We start from the raw sequence: 16,637 nt of genomic DNA, 5'->3' as shown, positions 1-16,637 counted from the left end.
ACTGGGTTCTGTGAGACGAGCCGTCAGGGAGACGGTCGCCCCCGGCCTCCAAGGAGGAGACCATGCAGAGCAACAACCCGGTGTTCCGGCGCTCGGAGGAGTTCAACCGTCCCGGCGCGAACGCCTACGGGAACCAGACGTACGCCGGCAACGGCACCGCCCACCCGGGCTACGGCCAGCAGGGCTACACCGACCCCGCCACCTGGGGCACCGGTACGCCGGGCGCGCCCACCGAGGTGTCCGCGGGCCCGATGACGATCGACTCGGTCGTGCAGAAGACCGCGTTCGCCCTCGGCACCGTGATCGTCTTCGCCCTGGCCACGTGGATCCTCACGCCCGCCATCGACGCCAACACCACCGCCCAGGACCTCAGCGGCCTCTACAGCGCGGTGATGATCGGCAGCCTCGGCGCGTTCGCGCTGTCGATGGTGAACTCCTTCAAGCGCGTGATCAGCCCGGCCCTGGTGCTGGCGTTCGCGGCCCTGGAGGGTGTGGCGCTCGGTGGCCTGAGCAAGGTGTTCGACGCGCAGTTCGGTGACAGCGTCGTCTCCGGTGCCGTGATCGGCACCTTCGCCGCGTTCGCCGGCACGCTCGCCGCCTACAAGGTCTTCAACATCAAGGTCGGCAACAAGTTCCGCATGTTCGTGATGGCTGCGGTCTTCGGCATGATCGGGCTCAGCCTGATGGAGCTGGTGCTCGGCATGTTCGGCGCCTCGCTCGGGCTCTTCGGCTTCGGCGGCCTGGGCCTGCTAACCGCGATCGCCGGTCTGGTGCTCGGTGTGTTCATGCTGGTGATGGACTTCGACTTCGTCGAGCAGGGCATCGCCAACGGGATCCCGGAGCGGGAGTCGTGGCGCGCGGCGTTCGCGATGACCGTCAGCCTGGTCTGGATCTACACCAACCTGCTGCGCCTGCTGGCGATCTTCAGCCAGGACTGATCGCGACCGCGCCCGCGGGCGCGATCGAGACCTGGTGACCTGACCAGGCAAGCCCACCGAACGGCCCCCACCTCACGAAGGTGGGGGTCGTTCGTCATGCCTGGTCGGCGTCGACGGGCTCGTCGCGGACGTCCGGGGCCTCGCCCTCGGTCTGCGGGTGGCGGCGACGGTGCCGCAGCTCCACCCACAGCCCGCGCACCCCGCGCCGCGCGCCGGCGACCTCGGTGCTCTCGAGCTCGGTGCCGGGGTTGTTCACGGCCTGCACCGCGGCGGTCACGATCGGCAGCACGCCCTCGCCGCGGAACGCCTCGGGCTGGACCTCGTCCGCGGGGACCAGGTCCAGCGCCGCCAACGCCGAGGGCAGCAGCACGGTGACCAGCGAGCGGTAGCCGTCCGCGGACGGATGGAACTGGTCGGGCCCGAACAGGATGGCGGGAGCGGCCGCGAACTCGGGGCCGAGGATCGAGCCCAGCGAGACGGTCCGGCCGCCCTCCTCCAGCACCGCGATCGTCTGCGCGGCCGCGAGCCGGCGCGACCAGGCCCGGGCGACCTGCTTGAGCGGGGGAGCGATCGGCTTGATCGTTCCGAGGTCGGGGCAGGTGCCGACGACCACGGCGATACCGGCCTCGCGGAGCCGGCGTACCCCCTCGGAGAGCTGGCGCACCGAGTGCGAGGGCAGCACGGTGTGGGTGACGTCGTTGGCGCCGATGAGGATCACCGCGACGTCCGGCTCGATCGGCAGGACCCGGCTGATCTGGGCGTCCAGGTCCGAGCTCTGCGCCCCGACGACCGCGAACTCGCGCAGGTGCACCCGCCGGTTCGCGCGCTCGGCCAGGCCGCTGGCGAGCAGTGCGCCGGGGGTCTCCTCGACCCGGTCCACGCCGTACCCGGCCGCGCTGGAGTCGCCGAGCAGCGCGACCTTGATCGCGGGGCCGGGCCGGCCGCGGCCGTACCAGCCGGTGGCGTCCGGGGGCGGGTCGTCGCGGATGACGCCGATGGAGCGCCGGGCCAGCCGCGCCTCCAGCGTGAGGACGCCGTAGAGCCCCGCGCCGAGCGCAGACAGGCCGCCGCCACCGAAGGCGGCGGCGGACGCGAGCTTGCGAGCGGCACCTGCTTTCCCCACGCCTTCACTCTACGGAGCGCAACCCCGCCGCGCGGGCGGGGACGACCACGCCCCCGATGTTTGTGGCGTTGGGCACGGAGCCCTCTACATTGGCTGGATGCAGTACGTGAACTCGCTCCTCGACCTCATCGGCAACACCCCGCTGCTGAGGCTCTCGCGGTCCCTCGCCACCCCCGACGGGCCCTCGTTCGACGACTCCTCCGACGCGCCCGGCGCCGGCCCGCTGGTGCTCGCCAAGGTCGAGTACCTCAACCCGGGCGGCTCCGTGAAGGACCGGATCGCGACCCGGATGATCGAGGCGGCCGAGGCCTCCGGCGAGCTGAAGCCCGGCGGCACGATCGTCGAGCCGACGTCCGGCAACACCGGTGTCGGCCTCGCCATGGTCGCGCAGGCCAAGGGCTACAAGTGCGTCTTCGTCTGCCCCGACAAGGTCAGCGAGGACAAGCGCAACGTGCTCAAGGCGTACGGCGCCGAGGTCGTGGTGTGCCCGACCGCGGTCGCCCCCGAGCACCCCGACTCGTACTACAACGTCTCCGACCGGCTCGCCTCGCAGCCGGGCGCGTGGAAGCCCGACCAGTACTCCAACCCGAACAACCCGCGGTCGCACTACGAGACCACCGGCCCGGAGATCTGGGCGCAGACGGAGGGGAGGATCACCCACTTCGTCGCGGGTGTCGGCACCGGCGGCACCATCAGCGGCATCGGCCGCTACCTGAAGGAGCGCGCTGCTGAACGAGGAGGGCCCGACGTCCAGGTGATCGGCGCGGACCCGGCCGGCTCGGTCTACTCCGGCGGCACCGGCCGCCCCTACCTCGTCGAGGGCGTGGGCGAGGACTTCTGGCCCGAGTGCTACGACCGCACGGTCGCGGACCGGATCATCGAGGTCTCCGACGCCGACTCCTTCGCGTTCACGCGGCGGCTGGCGCGCGAGGAGGCGCTGCTGGTGGGCGGGTCGTCCGGCATGGCGGCGTACGCCGCGAAGCAGCTGGCGCTCGAGCTGGCCGGCACCCCCGAGGGCGAGAGCGCCGTGATCGTGGTGCTGCTGCCCGACTCCGGCCGCGGCTACCTGACCAAGGTCTTCAACGACGAGTGGCTCTCGCAGTACGGCTTCCCGGTCGAGGGCGCCGGGCAGGACACCCAGACCGTCGGCGACGTGCTGCGCGGCAAGGACGGGCGGCTGCCCGACCTCGTGCACACCCACCCGGCCGAGACCATCGCCGAGGCCGTGCACATCCTCCAGGAGTACGGCGTGTCCCAGATGCCCGTGGTCCGCGCGGAGCCGCCGATCGTGGCCGCCGAGGTCGCGGGCTCGGTCTCCGAGCGCACGCTGCTCGACGCGCTGTTCGCCGGCACGGCCCGCCTCACCGACCCGGTCGAGGAGCACATGTCGCCGGCGCTGCCGACGATCGGCTCCAGCGAGCCGGCGAGCGCGGCGGTCAAGCAGCTCGAGACCGCCGACGCGATCCTGGTCCACGAGGACGGCAAGCCGGTCGGCGTGCTCACCCGCCAGGACCTGCTGGCCTTCCTCGCGAAGAGCTGAGGCGCACCTCCCGCGGCAGGGGGTTGGAAAGCGCTCAAGTGGGTACCGTCGGGTAACCGGGGCGCCCACCGGCGCCGACCTTCCGCCTCTGGAGTGATCGATCGACCGTGTGGGACTTCATCACCGAGCGCCGTGAGCAGATCGCGTACAACACCTTCCAGCATGCGAACCTCGTCATCCAGGCGGTCGTCGTCGCCACGGTCATCGCGGTCGTGCTGGCCGTCGTCATCACCCGGCTGCCGCGGCTCGAGGGGCTGGCCAACGCGCTGAGCGCGATCGGCCTGACGATCCCCTCGTTCGCGCTGGTGGGGCTGCTCCTGCCGCTGACGGGGATCGGTGCCATCACGGCGTTCGTCGCGGTGACCTTCTACGCCGTGCTGCCGATCCTGCGCAACGCCGTGGTGGGCCTCCAGGGCGTCGACAAGACGTTGCTGGAGTCCTCGCGCGGCATGGGCATGAGCGAGCTGACCTCCCTGTGGCGGGTCCGCCTCCCACTCGCCTGGCCGGTGATCCTGGCCGGGGTCCGTGTCTCCATGCAGATGTCGATGGGGGTCGCGGCCATCGCCGCCTACGTGCTGGGCCCCGGGCTCGGCGGCTACATCTTCACCGGCCTGGCCCAGGTCGGCGGGGCCAACGCCGTCAACTACGCCGTCGTCGGCACCGTCGGGGTCGTCATCGTCGCCCTGATAGCCGACCTGCTGCTCCTGCTCCTGGGGCGTCTCACCATCTCGAAGGGAATCCGGGCCTGACATGACTGCCACGCACGAGACCAGCACCCCGGCGGCCGACCGGGACGATGCGATCAGCGGCGCCGAGATCCGGCTCGAGGACGTCGTCAAGAAGTACCCCGGGCAGAAGAGCCCGGCCGTCGACTCCCTCTCCCTGACCATCCCCGCGGGCGAGATCGTGATGTTCGTGGGCCCCTCGGGCTGCGGCAAGACGACCAGCCTGAAGATGATCAACCGGCTGATCGAGCCGACGTCGGGCACGATCCGGATCGACGGGCAGGACGTCCGGCAGCAGAGCCCGGACCAGCTGCGCCGCCACGTCGGCTACGTCATCCAGGGCGGCAGCCTCTTCCCGCACATGACGGTCGAGAAGAACATCGCGATCGTCCCCAAGCTGCTCGGCTGGGACTCCGCCCGGGTCTCCGAGCGCGTCAACGACCTGCTGGACCTGGTGGGCCTGGACCCGGCGAAGTACCGCGGCCGCTACCCCCGTGAGCTCTCCGGCGGCCAGCAGCAGCGGGTCGGGGTGGCGCGTGGGCTGGCCGCGGACCCGCCGGTGCTCCTGATGGACGAGCCCTTCGGTGCGGTCGACCCGATCACCCGGCAGCGGCTGCAGGACGAGCTGCTCAGCATCCAGCGCGAGCTGCGCAAGACCATCGTGTGCGTCACCCACGACATCGACGAGGCGATCAAGCTCGGCGACCGCATCGTGATCCTCCGGGAGGGCGCCGACATCGCCCAGTACGACACCCCGGAGAACGTGCTGGCCGCCCCCGCCGACGACTTCGTCAGCGACTTCGTGGGCTCGGGGTCGACCCTCAAGCAGCTCTCGCTGGCCCGCGTGGCGGAGGTCGAGCTGAGCGAGTGGACCACCGCCCGGGTCGGCGAGGACACCGCGGAGGTCATCGCCCGCGCGGAGCAGGCCGGCCACGGCGCGGTCGTGGTGCTGGACGGGCGCGGCCGCCCCCTCGGCTGGCCCTGGCTGCGGCAGCTGCGCAACCAGCGGACCGTGCCGACGTACGACCACGAGAAGCTGCACACCCTGGACTCCCGGGCGACGCTCAACGACGCGCTCGACACCATGCTCACCTCCACGCACGGTGGCGCGGTCGTCACCGGCGACCGGGACCAGTTCCTCGGCGTCGTCGACTTCACCAGCGTCACCGACCACATGCGCCAGCTGGAGCAGGCGGCCGAGACGGGGGGCGAGGCGCGTGGCTGACCTCGCGACCCAGGACCCCGCCGCCGAGGAGCCGGTCACCGAGCCGGATGCGCCCGTCGACGACGAGGAGGGGGCCCCCGCGTCGCGGCGGCGGCGCCGTCTCGACGCGGAGACGGTGCTGATGCTCGTCGTGCCGCCCCTGCTGGTGCTGCTGGTCTTCGGCGGCTACGTGGTGTGGCACCAGACCGCCGACCTCGACTCCGTGGAGCGGTCCCAGCTCGCCTGGCCCACGGTGCTCCGGCTGATCTGGCAGCACGTGAAGCTGACCCTGGTCGCGGCGATCGCGGTCGTGGCCGTGGCGGTGCCGCTCGGCATCCTGCTCACCCGCGGCAGGGCTCGGCGCGCCGCGCCCCTCGTCGTCGGCGTCGCGAACGCCGGACAGTCGGCGCCGGCGGTCGGCCTGATCGTGCTGCTGGCGATCTGGATCGGGTTCGGCTTCTGGACCGCCGTGCTCGCCCTGACCCTGTACGGCCTGCTGCCGGTGCTCCGCAACACCATCACCGGCCTGCAGGGCGTGGACCCCATGCTGGTCGAGGCGGGCCGCGGGGTGGGCATGTCCGCCACCGCGGTCCTGCTCCGGGTCGAGCTGCCGCTCGCGGTGCCGGTCATCATGGCCGGCGTCCGCACCGCGCTCGTGCTCATCGTCGGCACCGCGGCCCTGGCGACGTTCATCAACGGCGGCGGCCTCGGCGAGATCCTCACCACCGGCATCTCGCTGTTCCGGTTCTCGCTGATGATCGCGGGCGCCGTGCTCATCGCCCTGCTGGCCCTGCTCATCGAGTGGCTGGGCCGGGTGCTCGAGCTGCTCACGCGACCGAAGGGAATCTGATGCTGCCCGTGGTCCCCCGACCGTCGGCCCGGCGACTGCTGGCGGCCGCCGTCGGCCTGATGGTGATGGTGCCGGCCCTGTCCGGCTGCGGCCTGGGCACCGCCGGCGGCTACGTCCCGGGCGGGACGCTGGCCGGTCCGCTCGCCGACGTGGACTCCCTCGACGGCGCCGACATCGCGGTCGGCTCGAAGAACTTCTCCGAGAACATCCTGCTCGGCAAGATGGCGCTGATCCTGCTCAAGTCCGACGGCGCGAACGTCGTGGACCTGACCAACATCCCCGGCAGCGCGTCCGCCCGCCAGGCCCACCTCGAGGGCCAGATCGACGCCATGTGGGAGTACACCGGCACCGGCTGGATCACCTACCTCGGCCACGACAAGCCGATCAAGTCCGAGCAGGGGCAGTACGACGCGGTCCGCAAGGAGGACCTCGCGAAGAACGACCTGGTCTGGCTGCCGCCGGCGCCGATGAACAACACCTACGGCTTCGCGATCACCCAGGCGACGGCGAAGAAGTACGGCATCACCAAGCTGTCCGAGATCAAGAAGGTCCCGGTCAAGGACCGGACGTTCTGCGTCGAGTCGGAGTTCGCGAACCGCCCCGACGGCCTCGAGGGCATGCTCAAGACGTACGACGTGCCGCGCGGGAAGCCGGGCGGGGTGCCGAACGGCAACCTGCAGACCTACCAGACCGGCGCCGTCTACGACGCCACCGCGAAGGGGGAGTGCACCTTCGGCGAGGTCTTCACCACCGACGGCCGGATCGTGTCGCTGGACCTGAACGTGCTCGAGGACGACCGCGAGTACTTCCCGAAGTACAACGTCGCGCTCGTGGTGCGTCAGGGCGTCCTCGACGACTACCCGCAGATCAAGGACCTGGTCGCGCCGGTGACCGAGAAGCTCACCGACAAGGTGCTGCTGCGGCTGAATGCCGAGATCGACGTCGAGGGACGCGAGCCGGCCGACGTCGCGCACGACTGGTTGCAGCAGCAGGGGTTCATCGACTGACGCCACCCCCTGTCCGTCGCCGGGCGCCCGTGCCAAGATGAGAACCTGTTCTAGTTCGGGTCTCTTCGGGCCCGACCACCGGCCGGCCGACGACAGGGGGCGCGATGACGGCGACACCAGCGATCGAGGGATGGTTCACGACCGGGCCGGCGCCGGCACTGGTCGGCTCGCGGTGCACGGCGTGCGGGACGGTGTTCTTCCCGCCCTCGGGCGACTTCTGCCGCAACCCCGCCTGCGCGGGTGAGGAGCCCGAGCCGGTCGAGCTCTCCCGGCGCGGCACGATCTGGTCCTACACCGACGCGCAGTACCAGCCGCCCCCGCCGTACGTCCCCGCGGTCGACCCCTACCAGCCGTTCGCGATCGCCGCGGTCGAGCTGCCGGAGGGGCTGGTGGTGCTCGGCCAGGTCGCCGAGGGTTACGGCGTCGCCGACCTGCGCGTGGGCGCCGAGGTCGAGCTGGTCGTCGAGACGCTCTACGCCGACGAGACCGGCGACCGGCTCATCTGGCGGTGGAGGCCCGTGGTCTCGACCGGCTCGACCACCGGGGACTCGGGGGCCCCCCGGTGAGCAGCCCGGTCGCGGTGCTCGGCGTGGGCATGCACCCGTGGGGCAAGTGGGGCCGCAGCTTCGTCGGCTACGGGGTGCACGCGGCCCGCGCCGCGCTCGCCGACGCCGGCGTGGACTGGCGAGACGTCGACCTCGTCGTCGGCGGTGAGACCGTGCGCAACGGCTACGGCGGCTACGTCGCCGGCGCCACCTTCGCCCAGGCGCTGGGCTGGAACGGCGCCCGCGTCGCGACGTCGTACGCCGCGTGCGCCACCGGCGCGCAGGCCCTCGACACCGCCCGCGCCCGGATCCTCGCCGGGCTGTGCGAGGTCGCCCTCGTCATCGGCGCCGACACCACGCCGAAGGGGTTCCTCGCGCCCAACGCAGGGGAGCGGTGGGACGACCCGGACTGGCTGCGGTTCCGGCTGCTCGGCATGACCAACCCGGCGTACTTCGCGCTCTACGCGCGGCGCCGGATGGACCTCTACGGCGCGACGCCCGAGGACTTCGCGCTGGTCAAGGCCAAGAACTCCCGGCACGGCCTGTACAACCCCCACGCCCGCTACCGCAAGGAGGTCAGCGCCCGGGACGTGCTGGCCAGCGCGGTGGTCTGCGACCCGCTGCACCTGCTCGACATCTGCGCGACCTCCGACGGCGCGGCCGCGGTGGTGCTGACCAGCGTGGACCACGCCCGCAGGACCGGCGCGGTCGCGCCGGTGCGGATCGACGCGGTCTCCACGGTCACGCCGACCTTCCCGAACACCGTGCTGGACATGCCCAACCTCTCCACCGACGCCAGCACCACGGTCCCGGCGCCCGCGCGCACCTTCAAGGAGTCGATCGCGGACGCGGCGTACGAGGAGGCCGGGATCGGGCCCGAGGACGTCTCGCTGGCCGAGGTCTACGACCTGTCCACGGCGCTCGAGCTGGACTGGATGGAGGACCTCGGCCTGTGCAAGCGCGGCGAGGCCGAGAGCCTGCTCCGGGCCGGGGACACCACCGTCGGCGGCCGGCTCCCGGTCAACCCCTCGGGTGGCCTGGCCTGCTTCGGCGAGGCGGTGCCGGCCCAGGCGCTGGCACAGGTCTGCGAGGTCACCTGGCAGCTGCGCGGGCAGGCGACGGGGCGGCAGGTCGAGGGTGCCCGCGTCGGGATCACCGCCAACCAGGGCCTCTTCGGGCACGGGTCGGCCGTGGTCCTCACCCGCTGACCCGGGGACCTTGGTCCCCTCTGCCGGTTGCTTCCGGCGGTCCCGGCGCGCCTGCGCCCTTCCTTAGCCTCGGCTGCGTCGCACCCGCGCGTCCGGAGCAGGAGCACCCGTGGACCCCCTCGATCTGGCCCGGTGGCAGTTCGGCATCGTCACCGTGTACCACTTCCTCTTCGTGCCGATCACCATCGGGCTCTCGGCGGTGGTCGCGGCATACGAGACGGCCTGGGTGCGCACCCGGAACCCGCACTGGCTGCGGCTGACGAAGTTCTTCGGCAAGCTCTTCCTGATCAACTTCGCCATCGGGGTGGTGACCGGCATCGTCCAGGAGTTCCAGTTCGGGATGAACTGGAGCGACTACTCGCGGTTCGTCGGCGACATCTTCGGTGCCCCGTTGGCGGTCGAGGGGTTGCTCGCGTTCTTCCTCGAGTCGACGTTCCTGGGGCTGTGGATCTTCGGCTGGGACCGGCTCTCCCCGCGGCTGCACAACGCGTGCATCTGGATCGTCCACGTCGGCACGCTGCTGTCGGCGTACTTCATCCTCGCCGCGAACTCCTGGATGCAGCACCCGGTGGGCTACGAGTACAACCCCGACACCGGCCGCGCCGAGCTGCACGACTTCGCCGCGGTGCTCTTCAACAAGGTGCAGCTGGTGACGTTCCCGCACGTGGTGCTCTCGGCGTACCTCACCGGTGCCGCGTTCGTCGTGGGCGTCGCGTTCTGGTCGATGACGCGCCGGGGCGCCAGCGACGACGACCGGGTGATGTACCGCAAGGCGGTGCGCACCGGCTCGGCGCTGGTGCTCGTGGCCGGCCTCGGCGTCGCGGTCAGCGGCGACGTGCAGGGCAAGATCATGACCGAGGTGCAGCCGATGAAGATGGCGGCGGCCGAGGGGCTCTACGACACCGAGGACTCCGCACCGTTCTCGATCTTCCAGATCGGCAGCCTCAACGGCGACGAGGAGAAGTTCGCCATCAAGGTCCCCGGGCTGTTGTCGTTCCTCGCCACCGGGCACACCGACGGCCAGGTCGAGGGCATCAACCAGCTGCGGGCGACCTACGAGAAGAAGTACGGCGCGGACCCGGGCGCGACGTACTACTCGCCGGGCGACTACACCCCGATCATCCCGGTCACCTACTGGAGCTTCCGGCTGATGATCGGGCTCGGCCTGCTGGCCGCCGCCGGGGCCGCGCTCATCCTGTGGGTGACCCGCCGGGACCGCGCGCCGACCGGGCGCTTCTGGCTGTGGCTCGCCATCGCGATGCCGCTCTTGCCGGTGGCGGCCAACTCCTTCGGCTGGATCTTCACCGAGATGGGCCGCCAGCCGTGGGTGGTCTTCGGGCTGATGACCACGGCGAACGGCGTCTCGCCGGGGGTCGGCGCGGGCACCGTGCTCACGTCGCTGCTGGCGTTCACGCTGGTCTACGCGGTGCTGGCGGTGGTGGAGATCGGGCTGATCCTCAAGTACGTCCGCGCCGGCGCCGAGCCCGCCCCCGAGGACACCGGTCCCACCGACACCCCCGACCGCCCGATGGCGTTCGCGTACTGAGGGAGACCGCACATGGAGCTCACCACCGTCTGGTTCTGCCTGATCGCCGTGCTGTGGATCGGCTACTTCTGCCTCGAGGGCTTCGACTTCGGTGTCGGCATGCTGCTGCCGATCCTGGCCGGCAACGACCGCGAGCGACGGGTGCTGATCAACACGATCGGCCCGGTGTGGGACGGCAACGAGGTCTGGCTGCTGGTCGCCGGCGGCGCGACGTTCGCGGCCTTCCCGGAGTGGTACGCCACGCTGTTCAGCGGGTTCTACCTGCCGTTGCTGCTGATCCTGCTCGCGCTGATCGTGCGCGGCGTCGCCTTCGAGTACCGCGCCAAGCGCGAGGAGCTGCGCTGGAAGGCGCGCTGGGACCTCGCGATCATCGTCGGGTCGTACGTGCCGGCGTTCCTGTGGGGTGTCGCCTTCGCCAACATCGTGCGGGGGGTCCCGATCGACGCGGACCTCGAGTACGCCGGCAACCTCTTCGACCTGCTCAACCCCTACGCGCTGCTGGGCGGGCTCACCACCATGCTGCTCTTCCTCACGCACGGCGCGATGTTCCTCGCGCTCAAGACCGACGGGCGGGTGCGGCACGAGGCCCGGAGCCTGGCCGCGCGCTTCGGCGTGGCGGCGGCCGCGGTCGCGGTGGCCTTCCTGTTCTGGACCCAGGTCGACACCGGCAACCTCGGCTCCGGCCTGCTGTTCGTGGCCGCCGCGGCCGCGCTGGTCGCCGGCCTGGTCGCGATCGGCGCCGCCCGCGAGGGCTGGGCCTTCCTCGGCACCTTCGTCACGATCGCCCTCGCCGTGGCCGGGTTGTTCGTCGCGCTCTTCCCCGACGTGATGCCGACCTCGCTGGCCGACGGCACCAGCCTGACGACCTCCAACGCCGCGGCCACGTCGTACACCTTGAAGATCATGACGGTGGTCGCGCTGGTGTTCACGCCGATCGTGCTGGCCTACCAGGGCTGGACCTACTGGGTGTTCCGTCGCCGGATCGCGCTGCACCACATCCCGGAGCAGCCCGCGCGCCAGCCGGCCTCGTGAGGCCGTGCTCGTGAGCGCCCGCCCATGAGGCCCCACCCATGAGACCCAGTGACCCGCGGGTACGCCGGCAGCTGAGGTGCGCACGCCGCCCCCTGGCCGGCGTCGTGGCCGGCGGCGCCGTCGGTAGTGTGCTGGTGATCGCGCAGGCCTGGGTGGTCACCGGCCTCGTCGTCGCCGCGCTGGCCACCCCGCTCGACGACGCCCGCGTGGGGCGGTGGGCCACCGCGGTGGTGGCCGTCCTCGCCGCCCGGGCGCTCGTCGGCTGGGCCGTGGACGTGCTCGCCGCGCGGGCCGCCGCCAGGGTCGGGACCGACCTGCGCCGGCGCCTGGTGCGTGCGGTGCTCGCCGGTGCGGCCGGGACCCGCTCGTCCGGCGAGGTGGCCGTGCTGGCGACCCGCGGCGTGAGCGCCGCCGAGCCCTACCTGACCCGCTACCTGCCGGCGCTGGCACTGGCCGGATTCCTGCCGGCGCTGACCGTGGTCACGATCGCCACCCAGGACCTGCTGAGCGCCCTCATCGTGGCCTGCACCCTGCCGCTCGTGCCGGTCTTCGGCGCCCTCGTCGGCCTCGCGACCCGGGACCGGGCGGCGACGCAGTGGCGGCAGCTGGCCGCGCTCTCGGGGCACTTCGTCGACGTGATGCGGGGGTTGCCGACCCTGGTCGCCTTCCGCCGGGCCCGGGCCCAGTCGGCGACGATCCGCGAGGTCACCGACCGCTACCGGCGCGCGACGCTGGACACGCTCCGGCTCGCCTTCGCCTCCTCGGCGGTCCTCGAGCTGGTGGCGACCCTGTCCGTGGCGCTGGTCGCGGTGGTGGTGGGGCTGCGCCTCGCCGCCGGAGACCTCGAGCTCGAGACCGCGCTGCTCGTGCTGCTGCTCGCCCCGGAGGCGTACTGGCCGCTGCGCCGGGTGGGGGCGGAGTTCCACGCCTCCGCCGAGGGGGTCGCCACCTTCGAGGCCGTCAACGCCCTGGTCGGGCTGGCCCCCGCCGACGCCGGCGCCGCCGCGTCCGGCGACCTGCGGGTCTCCGGGGTGACGGTGGTCCACCCCGGGCGGGACGTGCCCGCGCTGTCCGGGTTCAGCGCCACCTTCCCGGAGCGGGGCGTGACCCTGCTGACCGGCCGCTCGGGCTGCGGGAAGACCACGCTGCTCTCGGTCCTCGCCGGTCTGGTGCCCCCGACGCAGGGCTCGGTCACGGCCGGCGGCCACCCGGTCGGCGGTCCGGCCTGGCGGCACCGCGTGGCCTGGCTGCCGCAGCGACCGGTCTTCGTCGCCGGCAGCATCGCCGACAACCTGCGGCTGGCCGCGCCCGACATCGAGGACGAGCGGTTGTGGGCGGCGCTGCGCAAGGTGGCGCTCGAGGAGCGGGTCCGCGCGCTGCCGGGCGGGCTCGACGAGCCGGTCGGTGAGGACGGCGTCACCCTCTCGGCGGGGGAGCGGGCGCGCCTGGCGCTGGCCCGGGTGGTGCTGGCCGAGCGTCCCTGGGTGCTGCTGGACGAGCCGAGCGCCCACCTCGACGAGCTGACCGAGCAGATCATCGCCGACGCGGTGGTCGACCTCGGCCGGACCAGCGGCGTCGTCGTGGTGACCCACCGCCCGGCGCTGGTGGAGCTGGCCGACCAGGTCCTGGTGATGGCGCCGCCGAGGTCGCGCCGCGGGGCCGCCCCGGCCCTGCCGGACGTCCCGGACCGGCCCGTGCCCCCGCGCGCGACGACGTCAGAGCCTCCGGCCCCGGCCGCCACCCGGCGCGGGCTGCTCGCCAGCACGGTCGTGGGCGCGCTGGCCTCGGCGGCGGGGGTGGCCCTGACCGCGACCGCGGGCTGGCTCATCGTCCAGGCCTCGACCCACCCGCCGGTGCTGACGCTGCTGGTCGCGGTGGTGGCCGTGCGCACCTTCGGCCTCGCCCGTCCGGTGCTGCGCTACGTCGAGCGGCTCCGCTCCCACGACGTCGCGCTGCGGCTGCTCGCCGAGCGCCGGGTCCAGGTGTACGACGCCGTCGTCCCGCTGACTCCGGGCCGGCTGGGGCGGCGCCGGGGAGACCTGCTCGCCTCGGTGGTCGACGACGTCGACAGCGTCGTGGACCGTGAGCTGCGGGTGCGGATGCCGGTGAGGGGCTTCGCGCTGGTGGCCGTGGCCGCCGCGGTCGTCGCCGCGGTGCTGCTGCCCGTCGTGGGTGCGGTCGTCGCCGCCACCTGCCTGATCGCCGGGGGCGCGGCGTACCTCCTCGCGCGCGCCGGCGCCGCCCGGGCCGAACGCACCTCGGTCGCGAGCCGCGCGGCCCTGAGCGAGCGGGTCGTCGAGGTCACGCAGGTCGCGCCCGAGCTGGCGATGTGGCAGGCGGAGGACGCCGCCACCGACCGGGTCCTCGCGGAGAGCAGCCGCTGGACCGGGGCCACGGTCCGGGCGACCATGTGGCTGGCCGGCGCGCGGGCCGTGGCCCTGCTGGCCGTCGGGGTGGGCGTGGCGGCGGCCGCGCTGCTCGCTGCGCCGGCGGCCGCGAGCGGCACGGTCACCGGTCCCGTGCTGGCGCTGCTCGTGCTGCTGCCGCTGGCCCTCGGCGACGTCGCGCTGCCGCTGGCCGACGCGGGCGCGCTCGCGGCCCGCACGGGGGCCGCCGAGCGGCGGCTGCGCGGGCTCGAGTCGACGGCCCCGGCGGTCGCCGACCCGACCGAGCCGCTGCCGGCGATGCCCGGCCACGCCGTCGACGTGAGCGGTGTCGTCGCCGGCTGGGACGGCACCGCCGCGCTGCGGGACCTGTCACTGACCCTCGCCGAGGGCGAGCGGGTCGCGGTGGTCGGGCCCTCCGGGTCGGGCAAGAGCACCCTGGCGGCCCTGATGCTCCGCTTCGTCGACCCCTGGGAGGGCCGGGTCGCGCTGGGCGGGGTGCCGGTGCGCAGCCTCGCGCTGGACGAGGTACGCCGGCTCGTCGGGCTGGTCGACGACGACCCGCACGTCTTCGCGACGACCCTGGTCGAGAACGTCCGGCTGGCCAGGCCCGAGGCGCACGACCACGACGTCGAGGCGGCGCTGCGGCACGCGCGCCTGGGACCGTGGCTGGACGAGCTGCCCGACGGCCTCGACACCTGGCTGGGCGACGGCAACGCGCAGGTCTCGGGCGGGGAACGGGCCCGGATCGGGCTGGCCCGGTCGCTGCTCGCCGATCCGCCGGTCCTGGTGCTCGACGAGCCCACGGCTCACCTCGACCACGCGACGGCCGAGCAGATCGCCCGGCAGGTGCTCGACGAGCCGCGTGGGCGTGCCCGTAGCGTGCTGTGGGTCACTCATGGCACTGTCGGGCTGGACCTGGTCGACCGGGTCCTGGACATCACGGAGTGCGGGGGCTCGCCCTGGGCTCTTCCCGGAAGACTGAGGACAGGTGGCCCGTGGACGTAGACAATGAAGAAGTGACCGAGACCAGCCCCATCCGCGTGTACCTCCTTGACGACCACGAGGTCGTCCGGCAGGGCCTGCGCTTCCTGCTCGAGGCGGCCGGCGACATCGAGGTGGTCGGCGAGTCCGGCTCGGCCGAGGACGCCACCCACCGCATCCCCGCCCTGCGGCCGCACGTCGCGGTGCTCGACGCCCGGCTCCCCGACGGCTCGGGCATCGAGGTCTGCCGGTCGGTCCGGGCGGTCGACCCGTCGATCAACGCGCTGATCCTCACGTCGTACGACGACGACGAGGCGCTCTTCGCCGCGATCATGGCCGGCGCCGCGGGCTACGTGCTCAAGGAGATCAAGGCCTCGGACCTGATCAGCGCCGTGCGGCACGTGGCCGGTGGCCACTCGCTGATCGACCCGACGCTCACCTCGCGGGTGCTGGAACGGGTCCGCAACGGCCCGGCCACCGCACCCGAGCTGGCCGAGCTCACCGACCAGGAGCTGAAGCTGCTCGGCTACATCGCCGAGGGGCTCACCAACCGCCAGATCGGCGAGCGGATGTACCTCGCGGAGAAGACCGTCAAGAACTACGTCTCCAGCATCCTCGCCAAGCTGGGCCTCGAGCGGCGTACCCAGGCTGCCGTGCTGGCCGCCAAGCTGCTCGACCCCACCGGCGACTCGCGTTAGTCCGAGGTCCCCTGCGCCGATGACCATGGACTGAGACGCGGGGGACCAAGCGCCCTGACCCGGGTGCCCGCGGACCGAGATCCTCGGGGTGGAAGCAACCCACCAACGGGGAGGCACGGCCATGAGCGTCATCCACCACCGCCGGGAGACCGGCACCGCAACGGCCCACCGGCCGGCCTCCGCACCGGTCGACGAGGCCATCGGGCCCCGTCAGGCCGCCGCGGCGCGCCGGGCGGTCGCGACGCTCCGGATCGCCTTCGGCCTCACGTTCCTGTGGGCCTTCTTCGACAAGCTGCTCGCCCTCGGCTACGCCACCGGCGTGGATCCGGAGGGGAACGTCGACCGCTTCGGCGACGCCGCCTGGATCAACGGCGGCAGCCCCACCGAGGGCTTCCTGAAGTTCGGCGCCGACGGTCCGTTCGACAGCTTCTACCACTCCATCGCGGGCGCCGCTTGGGCTGACTGGCTGTTCATGCTCGGCCTGCTCGGCGTCGGGGTGACGATGACCTTCGGTGCCGGGATGCGGATCGGTGCCGCCGCCGGTGCGGCGATGTACCTCTTGATGTGGACCGTCGTCCTGCCCCCGGAGAACAACCCGGTCATCGACGACCACATCCTCGGCGCGATCAGCCTCGTGGTGCTGGCCCTGCTCAACGCCGGCAACACCTGGGGCCTGGGCCGCTGGTGGACGTCCACGTCGGTCGTGAGGAAGTACCGGGTCCTGCAGTGATCCGTTGACCCCCGGACAGCCACGGCCACCTGCACGCGGACGCGGGTGGCCGTCGGCCTGTCTCGGGGCTCGTCCCGCGGCGCGACCTCGCGGCCGGGACGTCATACGCCCGGGTCGCCCCCA

General features: G+C 72.7%; 14 protein-coding genes. 13 read left to right on the top strand and 1 reads right to left on the bottom strand.

The window, feature by feature from the left end; genetic code table 11:
• The first annotated feature begins 62 nt into the window (after nucleotides 1-62).
• Nucleotides 63-938 (top strand): Bax inhibitor-1/YccA family protein, encoded by an 876-nt coding sequence (locus tag ABD268_RS07365; protein ID WP_344149612.1) that lies wholly within the window; start codon nucleotides 63-65, stop codon nucleotides 936-938.
• Nucleotides 939-1,032: 94 nt separating this feature from the next.
• Here the strand turns inward: ABD268_RS07365 and ABD268_RS07360 are convergent, their stop codons facing one another.
• Nucleotides 1,033-2,061, bottom strand: coding sequence for an SGNH/GDSL hydrolase family protein (locus ABD268_RS07360; RefSeq protein WP_344149610.1), 1,029 nt, complete (start codon nucleotides 2,059-2,061; stop codon nucleotides 1,033-1,035).
• 97 nt (nucleotides 2,062-2,158) lie between these two features.
• On the opposite strand from ABD268_RS07360, the gene ABD268_RS07355 reads away from it, so the two are divergent.
• From ABD268_RS07355 to ABD268_RS07300, 12 genes are all read left to right on the top strand, one after another.
• Complete coding sequence (locus tag ABD268_RS07355) at nucleotides 2,159-3,601, top strand: cystathionine beta-synthase (protein ID WP_344149608.1); 1,443 nt, start codon at nucleotides 2,159-2,161, stop codon at nucleotides 3,599-3,601.
• A 107-nt stretch (nucleotides 3,602-3,708) separates the two neighbouring features.
• Entirely contained in the window at nucleotides 3,709-4,350 is a 642-nt protein-coding gene (locus tag ABD268_RS07350) for an ABC transporter permease (protein WP_344149606.1), read from the top strand.
• Between the two features lies 1 nt (nucleotide 4,351).
• Entirely contained in the window at nucleotides 4,352-5,551 is a 1,200-nt protein-coding gene (locus tag ABD268_RS07345; RefSeq protein WP_344149604.1) for an ATP-binding cassette domain-containing protein, read from the top strand.
• Nucleotides 5,544-6,380 (top strand): ABC transporter permease, encoded by an 837-nt coding sequence (locus ABD268_RS07340; protein WP_344149602.1) that lies wholly within the window; start codon nucleotides 5,544-5,546, stop codon nucleotides 6,378-6,380. The genes ABD268_RS07345 and ABD268_RS07340 overlap by 8 nt, the downstream gene beginning before the upstream one ends.
• Nucleotides 6,380-7,387 carry a glycine betaine ABC transporter substrate-binding protein gene (locus ABD268_RS07335; RefSeq protein WP_344149600.1) on the top strand — a complete coding sequence of 336 codons (1,008 nt, stop codon included), beginning with the start codon at nucleotides 6,380-6,382 and terminating at the stop codon, nucleotides 7,385-7,387. Before ABD268_RS07340 ends, ABD268_RS07335 begins: the two co-directional genes overlap by 1 nt.
• A 104-nt stretch (nucleotides 7,388-7,491) precedes the next feature.
• Complete coding sequence (locus ABD268_RS07330; RefSeq protein WP_344149598.1) at nucleotides 7,492-7,953, top strand: Zn-ribbon domain-containing OB-fold protein; 462 nt, start codon at nucleotides 7,492-7,494, stop codon at nucleotides 7,951-7,953.
• Nucleotides 7,950-9,140 carry a lipid-transfer protein gene (locus ABD268_RS07325; RefSeq protein ID WP_344149596.1) on the top strand — a complete coding sequence of 397 codons (1,191 nt, stop codon included), beginning with the start codon at nucleotides 7,950-7,952 and terminating at the stop codon, nucleotides 9,138-9,140. The genes ABD268_RS07330 and ABD268_RS07325 overlap by 4 nt, the downstream gene beginning before the upstream one ends.
• A gap of 109 nt (nucleotides 9,141-9,249) precedes the next feature.
• Complete coding sequence (locus tag ABD268_RS07320; protein ID WP_344149594.1) at nucleotides 9,250-10,686, top strand: cytochrome ubiquinol oxidase subunit I; 1,437 nt, start codon at nucleotides 9,250-9,252, stop codon at nucleotides 10,684-10,686.
• A 12-nt stretch (nucleotides 10,687-10,698) separates the two neighbouring features.
• Nucleotides 10,699-11,718 (top strand): cytochrome d ubiquinol oxidase subunit II, encoded by a 1,020-nt coding sequence (gene cydB, locus ABD268_RS07315; RefSeq protein ID WP_344149592.1) that lies wholly within the window; start codon nucleotides 10,699-10,701, stop codon nucleotides 11,716-11,718.
• Between the two features lie 38 nt (nucleotides 11,719-11,756).
• On the top strand, nucleotides 11,757-15,110 hold the full coding sequence (gene cydD, locus ABD268_RS07310; RefSeq protein WP_344149590.1) for a thiol reductant ABC exporter subunit CydD: 3,354 nt from the start codon (nucleotides 11,757-11,759) through the stop codon (nucleotides 15,108-15,110).
• Nucleotides 15,111-15,121: 11 nt separating this feature from the next.
• Nucleotides 15,122-15,784, top strand: coding sequence for a response regulator (locus ABD268_RS07305; protein ID WP_344149588.1), 663 nt, complete (start codon nucleotides 15,122-15,124; stop codon nucleotides 15,782-15,784).
• A 121-nt stretch (nucleotides 15,785-15,905) separates the two neighbouring features.
• A complete protein-coding gene (locus ABD268_RS07300; RefSeq protein WP_344149586.1) occupies nucleotides 15,906-16,514 on the top strand; it encodes a hypothetical protein in 609 nt (202 codons plus the stop codon).
• Nucleotides 16,515-16,637: the final 123 nt, after the last annotated feature.

Source organism: Nocardioides koreensis (assembly GCF_039531775.1).
Lineage (GTDB): Bacteria > Actinomycetota > Actinomycetes > Propionibacteriales > Nocardioidaceae > Nocardioides > Nocardioides koreensis.
The sequence above is the reverse complement of the archived record's forward strand: the minus strand, read 5'-3'. Positions and strand labels throughout refer to the sequence as shown.

What these genes read in the sequence shown, in the direction of transcription:
- ABD268_RS07365 (WP_344149612.1), top strand. Translation starts at nt 63, where the DNA reads ATGCAGAGCAACAACCCGGTGTTCCGGCGCTCGGAGGAGTTCAACCGT.
- ABD268_RS07355 (WP_344149608.1), top strand. Translation starts at nt 2,159, where the DNA reads ATGCAGTACGTGAACTCGCTCCTCGACCTCATCGGCAACACCCCGCTG.
- ABD268_RS07345 (WP_344149604.1), top strand. Translation starts at nt 4,352, where the DNA reads ATGACTGCCACGCACGAGACCAGCACCCCGGCGGCCGACCGGGACGAT.
- ABD268_RS07335 (WP_344149600.1), top strand. Translation starts at nt 6,380, where the DNA reads ATGCTGCCCGTGGTCCCCCGACCGTCGGCCCGGCGACTGCTGGCGGCC.
- ABD268_RS07330 (WP_344149598.1), top strand. Translation starts at nt 7,492, where the DNA reads ATGACGGCGACACCAGCGATCGAGGGATGGTTCACGACCGGGCCGGCG.
- cydB (WP_344149592.1), top strand. Translation starts at nt 10,699, where the DNA reads ATGGAGCTCACCACCGTCTGGTTCTGCCTGATCGCCGTGCTGTGGATC.
- cydD (WP_344149590.1), top strand. Translation starts at nt 11,757, where the DNA reads ATGAGACCCAGTGACCCGCGGGTACGCCGGCAGCTGAGGTGCGCACGC.
- ABD268_RS07300 (WP_344149586.1), top strand. Translation starts at nt 15,906, where the DNA reads ATGAGCGTCATCCACCACCGCCGGGAGACCGGCACCGCAACGGCCCAC.